The organism is Paludibacterium flexuosum (genome assembly GCF_037076605.1).
GTDB lineage: Bacteria > Pseudomonadota > Gammaproteobacteria > Burkholderiales > Chromobacteriaceae > Paludibacterium.
On record NZ_AP029060.1, the window covers coordinates 2319756 to 2335564 of the forward strand.

Consider the following 15809-nt stretch of genomic DNA (forward strand, 5'->3'; position numbering starts at 1 on the left):
AGTACTGGCAGCCCAGTGCCATTGGAACCCGCCCACCGGTCTGACAGGGCCAGGTGGGTCACTCGAGAAGCAGCACGATGCCGGCTATCGCCATACGCCTCATTCAGCGTTTTCTGCTGGCCAGCCTGCTGGCGCTGTCAGCGCCCCTGTTGTTGGCCGCACCCCTTGCCACGCCCGCGGTTCAGCCGCTGGTGCTGGCATTCAGTCCCTTGCCCCCCTGGAAGGTGATTGACGCCCAGGGCACGCCATCGGGTCCCTATCTGGACATCATCCGCAAGCTGACCGACCGGGTCGGCGTGCCGCTGGAGGTACGCCCCTGCCCGCTGATGCGCTGCCTGGAAATGCTCAAGCGCGGCGATGCCGACCTGGGCATCGGCATCGCACCCGGACCGGATCGCGACGCGATCGTCGATTTTCTGCGCCCGCCTTTTGCCGAGGGCAGCACGGTCTGCTTCTATCGCCGGCAGAATGATCCTGACTCGCGCGTCGAGCTTTACAGTGATCTGCAGCGCCTGCATATCGGCGTTACCAACGGTGCGCACTACTTCCCGCGCTTCGATCAGGACAAGAATCTGCTCAAGGATGGCGCGCCGGACAAGCTGTCCAATCTGCGCAAGCTGGTGGCCAGTCGTGTCGATGTGGCCATCATGGTGTGTGGCGAGGCCGAATTGTTGCTGGAACGCCCGGAATTTCGCCATCGTCTGGTGCTGGCCGGCCCGCCGATCAAGACCGGACCGCGCAATGTGGTCCTGGCCAGACATTCGCAGCATTACGGCATGAAGGACAAACTGCAGAAAGCCTTGCGGCAAATGGTGGAATCCGGAGAAATTCACCGTCTGCTGGCCCCGGTAGAACAATAAACGCGCCCGGCCGTCTCGCGGCGGGGCGCGTCATCAGCCCGGCGACTCGCCGCGCTTACAGCGATAGCAACAAATCCGGCCGGTCGCTGCAAATCATGTCGACCCCCCAGGACAGCAGCTTGCGAGCCCGGAGCGGCTCATTCACCGTATACGCCATCACCCGGTAGCCCTGGCCGTGCAGCTTCTGCACCAGCGCCTGCGTCAGATGCTGGTGATCGGCATGCAGCGCCGCGGCAGCGCACTGGCTCATTTCACTCAAATAATCCAGCGGGATCTCTTCAACCAGATAACCACGCGGCAGCTCGGGCACGGCCTGGCGGGCGGCGCGCAGGGCGGCGGGGGAGAACGACGACAACAAGGGCGGGATGGCGGCGCCTTGCCACAGCGCGCGGGCAGCCAGCGCCACCTTGCGGCCGGTTTCTTCGTCTTGCCCCGGGTTGGGTTTGATTTCCAGATTCACCGCCACGCCATGTTCGACACAAAAGGCGGCCAGTTCTTCCAGTGTCGGCAGCACCTCGCCACGGTAGGCCTTGTGATGCTTGATGCCGCAATCGAGCTGGCGCAATTCGGCCATGGTCAGCGCCCCGGCCAGGCCCTGGCCGTTGGTGGTGCGCTCAAGGGTATCGTCATGCAGCAGGAACAGTACCCCATCGGCAGACAGCTTGACGTCACACTCGACGGCACGGGCGCCGATCTTGTAGCCACGCCGCAACCCGGTCAGGGTATTTTCAGGGGCCAGGGCGCCACCGAGGCGGTGGGCAAAAATGCGCGGGTAAGGCCAGGACTGCATGCTTGATCCTTGTGAATGGCGGCGGCAATTGCCGGTTTAACGACATTGTCAAAATACTAATCGAATTCGAACGGAATATTGCCATTTTTTCCAAAGTCTTACGACGAGCCAACCAGCCTGTCGGCGCTTTTCCTTGTCAGACAGCCGGACAGGGCGTTTGCGCGGTCAGGCCTGCTGTTGTCGAACGACAACGTCGCGCGATTTCAACACCTGCAGGGCGAAAATATTTTGCGATGCAATATTCACCGGCTTTCTTGGTTATCATACCTAACAGTCGCTATACGATTATTACTCTAGCAGTGGTTTTTCTCGTTTGCCCGGCAAGCGCGATAAAACTTCACGCCAAGCTATTCAGGAAACGTATTGCGCCGGATTCCGGCATAAACTAGATTTGTTTACCCGAACGTAATAAAAGCCGCGTTCGGGCGCCAGAATTCTCCGCTTCGTGGTTTTAATGCTATTTGACTTTATGTGAAAGGAAGACGATGCAGATCGCAATTCCGGCCGAGTATACGGCTGGCGAGACGCGCGTGGCCGCGACACCGGAAACGGTGAAAAAGCTGGTGGCCATGGGGCACCCTGTGGTGGTCGAGCAAGGTGCGGGTCTGAAGTCGGCCATTCCGGATGCGGCCTATGTCGCGGCCGGTGCCACGCTGGCGGACAACCGTCAGGCTGCGCTGGCTCAGGGTGACATTGTGCTCAAGGTTCGCCCGGCCACCGCCGAGGAGCTGGCGGAAATGAAGCCCGGTGCCGCGCTGATTTCGCTGATGAACCCCTATGCCAACCCGACTTTCCCGCTGATGGCGGAAAAGAAGCTGTCGGCGTTTGCCATGGAACTGCTGCCGCGTACGACGCGGGCTCAGTCCATGGATGTGCTGTCCTCGCAGAACAATATTGCCGGCTATCGCGCCGTGCTGCTGGCTACCCAGTACTACCCGCATTTCATGCCGATGCTGATGACGGCGGCCGGGACGGTGAAGCCGGCCCGCGTACTGATCCTCGGGGTGGGTGTCGCCGGTCTGCAGGCGATTGCCACCGCCAAGCGCCTGGGCGCGGTGGTGGAAGCCTTCGACGTGCGTCCGTCCACCAAGGAACAGGTCGAGTCGATGGGGGCCAAGTTCGTCGAAGTCCCGATGACCGATGAGGAAAAGGCGGAAAACGACGGCGTCTACGCCAAGGAAATGTCGGAGGACTACAAGCGTCGTCAGGCCGAGCTGGTCGACAAGCACGCCCGACAGGCCGACATCATCATTACCACCGCGCTGATTCCGGGACGCCCGGCGCCGCGTCTGCTGTCGGAAGACACCGTGCTGGGCATGAAGCCGGGCTCGGTGGTGATCGACATGGCCGCGGAAAGTGGCGGCAACTGCGCGCTGACGCGCAGTGGCGAAGTGTTCCAGACCGAGCATGGCGTCACGCTGGTTGGAACGCACAATCTGCCTGGCCTGCTGGCCGCTGATGCTTCCAGCCTGTATGCCCGCAACCTGCTGACCTTCCTGAGCCTGATGCTCAGCAAGGAAGGTTTTGCCATTGATCTGGCCGATGACCTGCTCGACGCCACGCTGGTGACCCACAACGGCGAAGTGCGCTTCGGCAAGGCTCAGGGCTGATGGCCCCGGCATTCAAAGGAACAGGAGTTACACACTATGGTTGATCCGTTCATCACCAGTTTCACCATTTTCGTTCTGGCGGTCTTCGTGGGCTACCACGTGGTCTGGAACGTCACCCCGGCCCTGCATACCCCGCTGATGGCGGTGACCAATGCCATTTCCGGCCTGATCATCGTCGGTGCGCTGCTGCAGGTGGTCGACATCAACGGTCAGTCGATCACGCTGACCTCGGTGCTCGGCGCCGTCGGGATTTTTCTGGCCAGTATCAACATTTTCGGCGGCTTCATGGTGACCCAGCGCATGCTCGAAATGTTCAAGAAGAAACGCTAAGGAACGATGATGCAAAACCTCTCTGCGATGTTGTACCTGATCGCCGCCGTGCTGTTTGTGCTGGCACTGAAGGGACTGTCTTCGCCGGTGACGGCGCGACGCGGTAATCTGTTCGGCGTTATCGGCATGGTGATTGCCATCGGCACCACCTTCCTGATCATGGACAAGCCGGTCCTCGGCCTGATCGCCGTGGCCATGGCCGCCGGTGCCGCCATCGGTGCCTGGAAGGCGCGCACGGTGGAAATGACCGGCATGCCGGAACTGGTCGCCGCCATGCACTCGCTGGTCGGTCTGTCGGCGGTGCTGATTGCTGTGGCCTCGGTGTTCCACAGCGGCCTGACCCACAGTGCCGACCAGAAGGTCGAGCTGTTCATCGGTGCCTTCATCGGTGCCATTACCTTCACGGCCTCGGTGATCGCCTACGGCAAGCTGTCGGGCAAGTTCGGCGCCAAGTCGGTGGTGTTCAACGGTCAGCACCTGCTGAACCTGCTGATGGCCATCGTGATGGTCGGCTTCGGCGTCGCCTATTTTGTCAGTGACAGCCATGCGGCCTTCCTGGCCATGGTGGCGGTTGCCCTGGTGCTGGGCGTGACCCTGATCATCCCGATCGGCGGCGCCGACATGCCGGTGGTGGTCTCGATGCTGAACTCCTACTCGGGCTGGGCAGCGGCCGGCATCGGCTTCACCCTCAATAACCCGGTACTGATCATCGGTGGCGCCTGCGTCGGCGCCAGCGGTGCCATTCTGTCCTACATCATGTGCAAGGCGATGAACCGCTCGATCGTCTCGGTACTGCTGGGCGGCTTTGGTGCGGAAGCCGGCGGTGGCTCGGCCGGCCCGTCCGGCCCGAAGAATTATCGTTCGGGCTCGGCCGAAGATGCGGCCTTCCTGATGGCCAATGCCGACTCGGTGATCATCGTGCCTGGCTATGGTCTGGCGGTATCGCGTGCCCAGCATGCGCTGCAGGAGTTTGCCACCATGCTGACCGAGAAGGGCGTGAATGTCCGTTACGCCATTCACCCGGTCGCCGGCCGCATGCCGGGGCACATGAACGTGCTGCTGGCAGAGGCCGACGTGCCCTACGAGCAGGTACTGGAAATGGAAGAGATCAACTCCGACTTCTCCAATACCGACGTGGTCCTGGTGATCGGCGCCAACGACGTGGTCAACCCGGCGGCCCAGAAGGACAAGTCGAGCTCGATCTACGGCATGCCGATTCTGGAAGCCTACAAGGCGCGCACGGTGATCATCGTCAAGCGTTCGATGAGCACGGGTTACGCTGGTCTGGACAATGATCTGTTCTATATGGACAAGAGCATGATGGTATTCGGCGATGCCAAGAAGGTGGTCGAAGACCTGGTCAAGGCGGCAGAGCACTAAGTTTTTACCGTTTTTTCTGAAAGTCAAAAGGGGCAGCCATCAGGCGGCCCCTTTTGTCTGTGGAAAACCCTCTGCTCCGCAGGGCGAAAGCGCCAACCACGGCACGGATGATGTCCCCGTTGTGACGCGCCAGCCGCCCCACTCAAGGGAAAGGGCAGCCATCTGGCTGCCCCGCTTGATGCTCCCAAGTTCGATGCGTGTTCAAGCCATGGCGATTATGGCTTCACGCTGCTGTCACCCTGAGCGGGTGCGTCGGCCGATGGCATGGCGGCGCTGGCTTCAGCATGCGGCTGGGAGGCCGAGCCGGCCTGGTTTGCCGGGGTACTTTGTGCTGCCCAGCTGAAGCAGGCCAGCAGTGAAGCGATCAGGGCAAAGGCCATCAGGATTTTTTTCATCGGGTTACCTTTCGGTTTGTTAACAATGCACGACCCTGATTGCAAACGGCGTGCCAGCCCGAACGAATCCTTTTTAATCAGTCAGTTAGCCATCCCCCCCACCGACACTGGTCGCCGTTCTGTCTCCTGAGAGCGACAGCTGGTCGCACTTAAAATGCAAACCACTGATTTTCCAGCGCTTTCCCTGTCCCGAATCAGCGACAAGCTGTCTTACTCGGTGGTGCTGGGGTTCCAGAAGGCCTGCTTGATATGTGGCAGTTGCTTGAGTACATCGGCAATGCGGTCCAGCTCTTCTGATTTGACCGAGGTCGACAACAGGGTGGCGGTCAGCTCGACCTCCTCGTCGCCAAAGGGCTCGACATCCATGTCGCCCAGGGGGTAGTGGGCGGCCTCCAGCAAATCGTCGATCAGCGTCAGGGTCTGCTTCTGCTCTTCGCGGTCGCAGATGACGCACAGCTGATAGGTGACTTCACTGGTCTGGTCGTCAATCGGCTGGCGGTTGATCGAATTGACGACCGGACGCAGCAGGGTGTTGGAGGCCAGTACGAACAGGGTGGTCAGCAAGGCGGAGTCCAGCAGACCGGCACCGGCGCAGGCCCCGGCCGCCGCCGAGCCCCACAGCGTGGCGGCGGTATTCAGCCCGCGTACATTGAGGCCCTCTTTCATGATGGTGCCGGCGCCGAGGAAACCGACCCCGGAGACCACATAGGCGGCGACCCGCATGGCACTGGCGGCACCATCCATGCGCACTGCCATATCGACAAAGGCGGCAGCGCTGACGGCCACCAGTGTATTGGTGCGCAGTCCGGCGGTCCGCTGGCGGAATTGTCGTTCATAGCCGATGGCCGTCCCCATGACGAAGGCGGTGATCAGGCTGATCAGGGATTTGCAGAATTCGGCTTCACCGAAATGCGGCATCAAGCTCATGGCATGCTCCTTATCTGGCAGATTCGGGCCATGGCAGCAGGTCGCCCGCCGGGCGGACGCAGCACAAGACACTGCGCACCGGGCTCGGCTCGGGTGCTCAAACACGTGTTTTCAGGTACGGATCGACGATCAGGATACGCACCGCCTGCCTGGACAAGACGGCGGCGCAAGAGAGGGCAGCGGTCAGGCCAGGATTAACGGGAAAGCCGGTTTGACTGACAACTCTGACTGTCCAAGGTATAACCCCAAGAATTAAAACGGTATCGCATTGTATTTTTTTGTCATTAAGCGGGTCAAGTGCACCACAGCCGCATGCCACAAAGGCCGCACTGTTTCCTTTTTGCAATACACATCATGTAGGCTGCAAGTATCCATCAAAGCATCACTGCACAAGGCCACCCCGGTCATGACTGCCAGACACTGGCTCGGACGCATCGTTATTGCATGCTGGATGGCAGCAAGCTGTCTGCCGCTGGCCGCACAAAGCACGCTGGTCGTGCGCTATGGCCCCGTCAGCCCGATCAATGAATATCGCTGGCGCGTGCTGGATCTGGCGTTGTCGCATACCCGCGCCACAGACGGCCCGTACCGGCTGCAGCCCTATGAAGGCCCCCCGGTCAGTCAGTCGCGGGCCATCACCCTGCTGGAACGTGCGCAACTGGATGTGGTGGCCATTCCCTGCTCCCCGGTGCGTGAGAAAATCCTGCGCCCGGTGCGCTTCGATATCCTGCGCGGCATGCTGGGTTACCGCATCCTGATGGTGCGCGCGGAAGAACAGACGCGCTTTGCCCGGCTGTCTGATCGCCAGCTCAGGCAGCAGATCCTGCTGGGCTTCAACAGCCAATGGGCCGATTACCCGATTCTGATCGCCAATGGTTTCCGCGTGACGCCCACGGTGGGTTATGAGGAGTTGTTTGCCATGCTGGCCGCCGGGCGCTTCGATGCCCTGCCGCGCGGGCTGAATGAGATTGGCCCGGAACTGGAGATGTTCCGGGCCAAGTATCCCGGGCTGGTCGCCGAGCCCGGATTGGCACTGTTTTTTCCCTTGCCAGTGTATTTCTGGGTCAACCAGAGCAATGCCGCGCTGGCCGAGCGCATTGGTCGCGGGCTCAACGCCGCGCTGGCCGATGGCAGCCTGAAGGCCCTGTTCCAGCAGTACCATCAGCAGGAAATCGCCCGCCTGCGACGCGAGCATCGCCGGGTCATTCTGCTGACCAACCCGCAACTCCCTGCCGGTACACCGCCAACCGATACCAGCTGGTGGTGGCCGCACTAGGGACCCCGTGGATCAGTGCACCACGCTGACCACGCTCCAGTGATCGCCCTCGACCCGTGACAGCGTCACCGGGGCGTTTTGCAGATTGCCGCTGGCGTCAAAGCTGAAGTCGGCGGTCACCCCCTTGTAACGGCTGTTGGCAATCATCGGCAGGAATTTGGCCGGCTCGGTCGAGTTGGCCCGCTTCATGGCATCGGCCACCAGCATCATGCCATCGTAGAACTGCGGTCCGAGCAAGACGACATCCTGATTGAAGCGCGCCTTGTAGCGCGCCACCCAGGCCTTGCCGGCCGGACGTGCTTCCAGCAAGCCCCCCGCTACCGCCGAATAGTGGCCATTGGCATCGGCCCCTGCCAGCTGGATGAAGGTCGGGGTGTTGAGCATGTCTCCGCCCATCAGACGGGCATTGATCCCCAGTTGTTTCAGCTGGCGCGCCATCGGTGCGGCCTGGGCATCGGCCCCGCCATAGAAGATCACATCCGGACGCTGTGCCTTGAGCGCGGTCAGGATGGCGGCGAAGTCGGTCGACTTGTCGGTGGTGTATTGCCGGGCGATCGGTTGCTTGCCCATGCCCTGCAAGGCTTTGACGAATTCATCGGCAATGCCCTGGCCATAGGCGGTGCGATCATCGATGACCGCGATGCGTTTGGCCTTGAGCTGCTGCACGGCATAGCGGCCCAGCGCGCCACCGATCTGGCTGTCGCTGCCGACCAGCCGGAAGGTGGTCTTGTAGCCGGACTTGGTATAGGCGGGGTTGGTCGATACCGACAATTGCGGGATACCGGCTTCGGCATACAAACGCGATGCCGGGATGGATACGCCGGAGTTGAAGTGGCCGATGACCGCCTTCACTCCGGCATCGACCAGACGCTGGGCGACCTGGGTACCGATGCGCGGGTCGGCCTGATCATCTTCCGATACCAGCTCGAAGTGGATTTTCTGCCCGCCGACCGTCATCGGTTTGGCATTGAGATCGTCGACGGCCATCTTGATGGCATTCTCGTTGTCCTTGCCATAGTGTGCCTGCGGCCCGGACAGCGGCGAGGCAAAACCGATCTTCACCGTGGTGTCGGCGTAAACCGGCAGCGACAAGGCCAGCGAACCGCCGGCCAACCATGCAGCCCATGTTTTCTGCTTCATCTGCGATGCTCCTCCTGGTGTATCACCGTGGTTGTGCTACTGCGCTCAGAAACGGCCTAGTCGGTAAGGGGTCAGATCCAGCGTGGCCGGACGCTGGCAGATTTGTTCGGTCAGCAGGGCGCCGGTGGTCGCGGCCAGGGTCAGGCCGAGATGGCCGTGACCGGTGGCAAAGTATAGTCCGGGCCGATCCGGCGCCGGGCCGATCAGCGGCACGGTGTCCGGCAAGGAGGGGCGATTGCCCATCCACACGCTCATGTCACGGGTCTCGAAGTCGCCGAGGATCTGCCGCGCCTTGTCAACCAGCAGATGGGCGCGACGCCAGTCTGGCGGCGCATCCCGGTGCGCCAGTTCAACGGTGCCGGCCAGACGCAGCCCGCCATTGGCCATCGGCAGGATGACAAAACTCTCGCTGGCGCATTGCAGGAAATGGTGCAGTGCCACCCCGGCATGCGGCAGGGTGACGTGGTAGCCGCGCTCGCTCTCCAGCGGCACGCGATAGCGATGCTGGCGAAAGAAGCGATCACTCCAGATACCACAGGCGATGAGCACGGCATCGGCCGCCAGGACACCCTGCGCTCTGGTGTCAACGCCGCGGACCACCTGTCCGTCTCCGGTCGTGGCCAGAACCTCGTCCTGGATAAATTGTCCGCCGGCGCGCACAAAGGCATCGAACAACCCCAGGCTGAACAGATAGGGATCGTCGACATGCGACCAGGCCGGCACTTCGACCGCCACTTGCCAGCGCGGGTCCAGCGGTGGCGCCAGCGCCGCCAGCGCCGGTCCGCTGAGCTTGCGCCACTGCACGCCATGCCGCTGCTTGCTTTGCCAGGCCGGTTCGGCCGCACGGAATTCGGCTTCGCTGCGATAGAGTGTCAGCGCACCGTGGCGGCGCCACAGATGACCGATGCCAGCGGCGTCGACCAGTGCGGCATAGTCATCGTTGACACGTTCCAGCAGCGCAGACAGCGCAGTGGTCAGGGTCGCCACCCGGGCGGGGCGACTGGCGGCCACAAAACGCAGCAGCCAGGGCGCCAGGCTCGGCAGATAGCGCCAGCGCACCGCCAGCGGGCCAAGCGGATCAAGCAGCCAGCGCGGCACCTTGGCCAGCACGCCGGGCTCGGCCAGGGGGATGACATCGCTGACCGCCAGTGCCCCGGCATTGCCGAAGCTGGTCTCGCGCGCCGGCTCGCCGCGGTCGATCAGGGTGACGGCACAGCCGGCCAGACGCAGTTGCAGGGCACAGGCGATACCGACAATACCGGCACCGACCACGATGACCGAGGGCTTGAGCCCGATAGCGCTGCGAGCGTTCATTCAGCCCACCACGAAGCCGTGTACATAGGGATCGGCATCGTCCAGCAGGATGCGGTTATAGCCGGTGACGATGGCCCAGCCGGCAATGCCGGGCACGATGGCCGGCAGGCCGGCAACCTCGGTTTCTTCCTCGATGGTGCCGGTGAACTGGCTGCCGATCAGACTCTCATGCACCAGCACATCGCCCTTTTTCATCAAACCGCGCCCATAGCGCTGCGCCAGACGGGCCGAGGTGCCGGTACCACAGGGGGAGCGATCCAGCGCGGCGGCGCCATAGAGCACCGCGTTGGCGGCATGCGAGCCGGGCGTTTTCGGCGCGCCGGTCCACTGCACATGGCGAACGCCGCGAATATTGGGGTCCAGCGGATGCACGATGTCGTAGTGGGCATTGATGAAGTCACGCAGCTCGTTGCCCATGCTGACCAGTTGGGCCGGGGTGTAATCGGCCATGTCGCGATAGTTGGCCTGCGTCTCGACAATCGGATAGAAGTTGCCGCCATAGGCGATATCCACCTTGAGTCGGCCCAGGGCCTGCACTTCGACCTCGACATCGCGCAGCAGCAGGAAGGAGGGCACATTGCTCAGCTTGACCGACTTGACCTTGCCGCCCTCCTGTCGGTAGCTGGCCACCACCTTGCCGGCCGGCGTGTCGAGATTCAGCACCCCGGGGGTTTTCGGCTGTACCAGTTGATGTTCGATGGCCATGGTCACCACACCGATGGTGCCGTGGCCACACATTGGCAGACAACCGCTGGTCTCGATGTACAGCACCGCCACATCGCAATCGTCGCGGGTTGGCGGATAGAGAAATGCCCCGGACATTTGGGCATGCCCGCGCGGCTCATACATCAGACCAGTACGGATCCAGTCATAGCGCGCCAGAAAATCCAGCCGGCGCTCGGCCTGGGTCCGGCCATTCAACGCCGGTGCGCCCCGGGTCACCAGTCGCACCGGATTGCCGCAAGTGTGTCCGTCAATGCATTCAAATTCGCTGACTGCCATCTGGCCTTCTCCTTACCCTGAATGCTTTCACTCTAGAACTGCGCATTTTTGAATACAATACAACCATTGATATTTGTCAAAATACGACAATCTGCAACATGACAAAACCCAGGTAAAAACTAATCAAAAGCCTTTTATTTATTGAATAATTGGCGATGTTGCAAAAAATCACTCATGCAGTGCCGCCTGCTTTCACGGCATGAATTGCATGCAAAATCTTTGCTTTTTGTATACAAAAATTCCTAGCATGGAAAACAGGAGGCAGCACCGGGCTGCCCGATCCAGACTCAGGAGCGTTGACCATGACCCACCTTTGGCGCGGGGTCTTTCCCGCCGTGACCACCCAATTCCATGCCGATGAATCGCTTGATCTGGCGGCGACCGCCCGGCATATCGCCTGGCAGCTCGACAACGGCGTCGATGGCATCATCGTCTGTGGCTCGCTGGGCGAGGCTTCGACCCTGACGGCAGAGGAAAAGCTGGCCATCCTCCGAACCGCCAAAGAAGTGGCCGGCGACAAGCCGGTGCTGCTGACCGTGGCGGAAGACAGCACGCGTGCCGCCCGTGCCCTGGCCCAGGCAGCGCATGCAGCGGGGGCCGACGGCATCATGCTGCTACCGGCCATGCGCTATGTGTCGGACGCGCGTGAAACGCTCCATCACTATCAGCGCGTGGCGGATGCCAGCCCCCTGCCGATCATGATTTACAACAACCCCGTGGCCTATGGCGTCAACATCACGCCCGAGATGTATGCCGAAATGGCTCATGAACCAAAATTCGTCGCCATCAAGGAATCCAGCGGCGATATCCGCACCCTGACCAACATCATCAATACCGTCGGCCAGCGCTTTGCCCTGTTCAGCGGCGTGGATGACCTGGCGCTGGAAAGCCTGATGATGGGCGCGGATGGCTGGGTGGCCGGTCTGGTGGTGGCCTTCCCGGCGGAAACGGTGGCGATCTGGCGCCTGGCCCAGGCAGGGCGCTGGCAGGAGGCGCGCGCACTGTATCGCTGGTTTGCACCGTTGTTGCATCTGGATGTGTCGATGAAGCTGGTGCAGAACCTGAAGCTGGCGCAGACCATGGTCGGACAGGGCAGCGAGCATGTGCGGGCCCCACGCCTGCCGCTGAGCGGCCGCGAGCGCGAACAGGTGGAAGCCATCATCCGCAGCGGACTGGCGACTCGGCCGACCCTGTCGCCGCACTGAGCCTGTGCGGCAATGGTAAGATGGATGCCCCAGAGCGAGCCGCCATCATGACCACCAGCAACGACACCCCACAAAGCCTGACCGCCATCGCCACCGAAACCCTGCGCCAGCGTATTCTGGCCGGGGAATGGGCCGATGGCGGCCAGTTGCGCCAGGAAGCCCTGTCGCGCGAACTGGGCATGAGCCGGGTGCCGATTCGCGAGGCGCTGCGTCAGCTGGAGGCCGAAGGGCTGGTCACCATCATCGAGAATCGCGGCGCGGTGGTGTCCGAGCTGTCCCTGCCGGAAATCGTCGAGCTGCTGCGGGTCAGGGTGCTGCTGGAATGCGATGTGCTGCTGGAAGCGATACCGCGTCAGTGTGCCGCAGACATTGCCGCCGCCGAGGCGCTGCTGGCCGACTTCGAGCGGGCGCTGAACGACCGTGACATCGCCTCCTGGGGCGTGCTCAACGCCCGCTTTCATCTGGCGCTCTATCGCGCCGCCGAACGGCCGCAGACCCTGGCCCTGATCGAGCAGCTGCATAACCGCACCGACCGCTATACCCGCATGCAGATTCTGCTGACCGGCTTCAACGAGCGTGCCCATCAGGAGCACAGCCAGCTGCTGGCACTGTGCAAGGCCAAGGATGCCATCAGTGCCGCCGCCTTTCTGCGCCAGCACATCCTGCATGCCGAAGCAGCGCTCGAAGCCTGGTATCGCAGCCAGGCCCAGGCCAAACCGGCCAGGCGAACCCGCCAGCGCCGCTGACTGTTCAGCCGGGTGCAGCCGGCCTTATCCTGCACCGTCTTTCTTGATTGCCGGATACCACCATGTCCCTGCCCCGTTTTGTTGTCTTCGGTGACGCCCTGACCGACTTCATCCGCCAGCCTGATGATCGCTGGCAAGCCTGCCCCGGCGGTGCCGGGCTGAATCTGGCACGCATCGCCGCCGGCCTGGGTCTTTCCGCCGCTTTTGCCGGTGCCATCAGCGACGATTACTTTGGCCTGCAGCTGGCCCATGAGGCCACGACCGCCGGTCTCGACACACGCTTCCTGCAGCGCCTGCCGCACACGCCCTTGCTGGCCATGGTGCCGGCAACCGAGCCTCCACAATATTTCTTCGTCGGCGACAACAGCGCTGACCTGCATTTCGACCCGGCGGCCCTGCCGGACGGCTGGATGGAGGCCGCCAGGATCGCCTGCTTCGGCGGCATCAGCCTGGCCCGTCCGCCGCTGGCCGACCGCCTGCTGGCCATCGCCGGACAACTGGCGGCCCGTGGCACCCTGATTGCCTTTGACCCGAATTTCCGCCTGCCGATGCGCGCGGCAGACTATCCCGCCCGCTTCGCCGCCATGGCCGCACTGAGTGATTTTGTCAAAGTCTCGGAAGAAGATCTGGCCGGGCTGTTTCCCGATGCCGACGAAGCACGGGCGCTGGATCGCCTGCAGGCCCTGGCGCCGAAGGCGCAGATCCTGCTGACCCGCGGCGCCAGCGGCCTGAGCCTGATCAGCCAGGGTCAGGTCAGCCATGCCAATGCCCTGCCGGTCAGCGTCAGGGATACGGTCGGTTGCGGTGACGCGGCTTTCGGCGGCTGGCTGGCCAGCCGTCTGATGCAGCCCGAAGCCTCCGCCACCGATCAGATGCAACTGGCGCGGGCCTGCGCCGCCTGCTGTGCCGAACAACACGGTTTTCACGCCCCGACCCTGGCGCAGGTGGCGGCTCGCCTCAACGACTGAGCGTCATTGCGGCTTGACGCCGCGATAGTTGGAAAAGAACAGGATGTCTTTCTGGTTCATGTTGTCGTGGGTCAGCAGCGTGACGCCGCTGTCGACTCTGGCAGCACTCGGTCTGGCGCCATGCGCGGCCCGCCAGGCCCGCGTCACGCCGACATAGCCCATCTGGAATGGCCGCTGCAGCACCAGCACCGAGATGGTGCGCTGGCGGATGGCCTCGTAGAGCAGGGGATTGATGTCGAATCCGATCAACATGACCTTGCCGGCCAGACCCAGTTTCTGCACGGTCTGCAAGGTCCCCGAAGTGGTGGTTTCGTTCGGGGTGAAAATCGCGTCGAAGCCCTTGCCCAAGCGACGCAGTACCTGCTCGGACCGGAGCCGGGCATCGCTCTCGGCCGGCCCGAGATAGGGGTCGGCCACCACGGTCAGTCCTGCCTTGCGCACCACGTCAAGAAACCCCTGCTCACGCTCATCGGTCGATTGCACGCCCTTTTTGAAGCGCATCAGCACCACCCGGTGCAGACCGGTTCCGCGCAGGCGGCGCACCATCTGCTCCCCGGCCAATCGGCCGGCGGCATCATTGTCGGTACCGACCAAGGCCAGCGGACGGGCATCGGCCTCGGTACGATCGATGAAGACCACCGGCGTCCCCTGCTGCATCAAGAGCGCACTCTGGCGCGCGCGCTCCGGCGCATTGGGCGCCAGCACCAGGGCTCGACACTTGAGGCTCGCCAACTGGCGAATCAGCTGATCCTGCCCCTGTTTATCGGTTTCTTCGCTCGGATTGAGGTAATGGATGGCGACGCCCAGCTCGCGACCGGCCGCCATGGCGCCCTCGCCAACGGCCCCCCAGAAACTGGGGCTGCCGCCGGCCGAGACCACCTCGATGCAATCCGCTCCCCAGACAGGGACGAACAGCAGCAGGGGCAGCAGGCAACCGAAGCGCATGGCAGTTCTCACGATGAATGGCTGTCCTTCATTGGTAGCCCAAACACCGTGTCATGACAACGCCGTCGTACTGCCGCTCAGTGCTCCTTTTCTGCCGGCGCGGAAGGATGTGGCAGACGACTGTTGAGATAATGCTCCGCCGCGTGCTGCAGCGGCGCTGGCACCGCGCCCAGCCACTGATTGAAGTGCAGCCCCATCAGATGGTTATTGCCGGCCCGTGCTGCCATGGCCTCAGCCAGCGAGGCAAACAGGGGGTCCTGCGCGTGCAGATCGGTCGGACGCGCCTGACTGAAGGCATCGGCGTCGCCCGACCAATGGCAGGTCCCTTCGCTGGTCACGCCATAACCCAGCGGCAGACCGGCAGCCAGACGCTTTTTCTGCTGAGCGGCAAACACCGCGGGCTCGAAGATGTAACTGTCGCAATGCCGCCAGACACCATCGATCTCGACCTGAATCACCGCATGAAACAGATCCGGAGGCAGGCACTGATAGACCAGCGCCGGCACGGCATGACGCAACACCCGCTTGTCGAGCTGGACAAAGCGTAACCGGGCAGCCAGGCCGGCCGCCTGCAACAAGGCACACATCAGGTCGGCCTGAGCATTGCAGTGGCCACGGCCTCTGAGCAGGGTTTGTGCCGGGGTGACGCTCTCAAACCAGGTGGTGAAGCCGAAGGCGATGTGATCGCGCACATAGTCGTGGATCGCCACGGCGCGCTCGCGCTGACTGTCAAACGGCACGGTGCGTTGCAGATGCTGCAGGGTTTCCATGAGCGCCATGCACTCTCCCTCCGGTTGGACGTGATCTGATGCCCAAAATGGCATGGTTATTGAGCGATAAATATGACTTTGGAATGAATATACCGCGAAACCGCGTGCCTGACCATGCCGGCAGGGGAAAGCCGTTTCCGGCGTTCCATAC

17 protein-coding genes are annotated in these 15809 nt (G+C 62.5%); 9 read left to right on the plus strand and 8 right to left on the minus strand.

The features are described from left to right. Window positions 1-77: 77 nt before the first annotated feature. Window positions 78-860: a transporter substrate-binding domain-containing protein gene (locus AACH39_RS11050; RefSeq protein ID WP_338619971.1), complete on the plus strand. Its 783-nt coding sequence runs from the start codon at window positions 78-80 to the stop codon at window positions 858-860. Window positions 861-915: 55 nt separating this feature from the next. Here the strand turns inward: AACH39_RS11050 and ugpQ are convergent, their stop codons facing one another. Next, a complete protein-coding gene (gene ugpQ / locus AACH39_RS11055; RefSeq protein WP_215779753.1) occupies window positions 916-1650 on the minus strand; it encodes a glycerophosphodiester phosphodiesterase in 735 nt (244 codons plus the stop codon). 2 nt (window positions 1651-1652) lie between these two features. On the opposite strand from ugpQ, the gene AACH39_RS11060 reads away from it, so the two are divergent. The 4 genes from AACH39_RS11060 (at window position 1653) to AACH39_RS11075 (ending at window position 4970) form a co-directional block, all read left to right on the plus strand. Beyond that, window positions 1653-2039 carry a hypothetical protein gene (locus AACH39_RS11060; protein ID WP_338619974.1) on the plus strand — a complete coding sequence of 129 codons (387 nt, stop codon included), beginning with the start codon at window positions 1653-1655 and terminating at the stop codon, window positions 2037-2039. Between the two features lie 96 nt (window positions 2040-2135). Then, window positions 2136-3260 (plus strand): Re/Si-specific NAD(P)(+) transhydrogenase subunit alpha, encoded by a 1125-nt coding sequence (locus AACH39_RS11065; protein WP_215779750.1) that lies wholly within the window; start codon window positions 2136-2138, stop codon window positions 3258-3260. A 36-nt stretch (window positions 3261-3296) separates the two neighbouring features. After that, window positions 3297-3590: a proton-translocating transhydrogenase family protein gene (locus tag AACH39_RS11070; RefSeq protein ID WP_133683066.1), complete on the plus strand. Its 294-nt coding sequence runs from the start codon at window positions 3297-3299 to the stop codon at window positions 3588-3590. 9 nt (window positions 3591-3599) lie between these two features. Next, window positions 3600-4970 carry an NAD(P)(+) transhydrogenase (Re/Si-specific) subunit beta gene (locus AACH39_RS11075; protein ID WP_215779748.1) on the plus strand — a complete coding sequence of 457 codons (1371 nt, stop codon included), beginning with the start codon at window positions 3600-3602 and terminating at the stop codon, window positions 4968-4970. Window positions 4971-5185: 215 nt separating this feature from the next. On the opposite strand, the gene AACH39_RS11080 is transcribed toward AACH39_RS11075, so the two are convergent. Then, on the minus strand, window positions 5186-5365 hold the full coding sequence (locus AACH39_RS11080; protein WP_215779746.1) for a hypothetical protein: 180 nt from the start codon (window positions 5363-5365) through the stop codon (window positions 5186-5188). A gap of 210 nt (window positions 5366-5575) precedes the next feature. Then, the gene (locus tag AACH39_RS11085; protein WP_215779744.1) at window positions 5576-6292 is read right to left on the minus strand and encodes an MgtC/SapB family protein; all 717 of its coding nucleotides are present in this window, start codon (window positions 6290-6292) and stop codon (window positions 5576-5578) included. Window positions 6293-6743: 451 nt separating this feature from the next. Here AACH39_RS11085 and AACH39_RS11090 point away from each other — a divergent pair, with 451 nt between their 5' ends. Beyond that, window positions 6744-7568, plus strand: a complete 825-nt coding sequence (locus tag AACH39_RS11090; RefSeq protein ID WP_215779742.1) for an ABC transporter substrate-binding protein — start codon at window positions 6744-6746, stop codon at window positions 7566-7568. 12 nt (window positions 7569-7580) lie between these two features. On the opposite strand, the gene AACH39_RS11095 is transcribed toward AACH39_RS11090, so the two are convergent. From AACH39_RS11095 to AACH39_RS11105, 3 genes are read right to left on the minus strand one after another with little or no spacing between them, the layout of a single operon-like run. Then, window positions 7581-8708 (minus strand): branched-chain amino acid ABC transporter substrate-binding protein, encoded by a 1128-nt coding sequence (locus tag AACH39_RS11095; protein ID WP_215779740.1) that lies wholly within the window; start codon window positions 8706-8708, stop codon window positions 7581-7583. A gap of 45 nt (window positions 8709-8753) precedes the next feature. After that, window positions 8754-10022, minus strand: a complete 1269-nt coding sequence (locus tag AACH39_RS11100) for an FAD-dependent oxidoreductase (protein ID WP_215779737.1) — start codon at window positions 10020-10022, stop codon at window positions 8754-8756. Continuing rightward, window positions 10023-11024, minus strand: a complete 1002-nt coding sequence (locus AACH39_RS11105) for a 4-hydroxyproline epimerase (protein WP_215779735.1) — start codon at window positions 11022-11024, stop codon at window positions 10023-10025. A gap of 302 nt (window positions 11025-11326) precedes the next feature. Here AACH39_RS11105 and AACH39_RS11110 point away from each other — a divergent pair, with 302 nt between their 5' ends. The 3 genes from AACH39_RS11110 (at window position 11327) to AACH39_RS11120 (ending at window position 13943) form a co-directional block, all read left to right on the plus strand. Further along, entirely contained in the window at window positions 11327-12229 is a 903-nt protein-coding gene (locus AACH39_RS11110) for a dihydrodipicolinate synthase family protein (RefSeq protein WP_338619978.1), read from the plus strand. Window positions 12230-12276: 47 nt separating this feature from the next. Next, complete coding sequence (locus AACH39_RS11115) at window positions 12277-12975, plus strand: GntR family transcriptional regulator (RefSeq protein WP_215779731.1); 699 nt, start codon at window positions 12277-12279, stop codon at window positions 12973-12975. 62 nt (window positions 12976-13037) lie between these two features. Next, on the plus strand, window positions 13038-13943 hold the full coding sequence (locus AACH39_RS11120) for a carbohydrate kinase (protein ID WP_338619979.1): 906 nt from the start codon (window positions 13038-13040) through the stop codon (window positions 13941-13943). 3 nt (window positions 13944-13946) lie between these two features. On the opposite strand, the gene AACH39_RS11125 is transcribed toward AACH39_RS11120, so the two are convergent. Next, the gene (locus AACH39_RS11125; protein ID WP_338619980.1) at window positions 13947-14900 is read right to left on the minus strand and encodes a substrate-binding domain-containing protein; all 954 of its coding nucleotides are present in this window, start codon (window positions 14898-14900) and stop codon (window positions 13947-13949) included. 65 nt (window positions 14901-14965) lie between these two features. Beyond that, complete coding sequence (locus tag AACH39_RS11130; protein WP_338619981.1) at window positions 14966-15667, minus strand: transglutaminase domain-containing protein; 702 nt, start codon at window positions 15665-15667, stop codon at window positions 14966-14968. Between the last annotated feature and the right edge of the window lie 142 nt (window positions 15668-15809).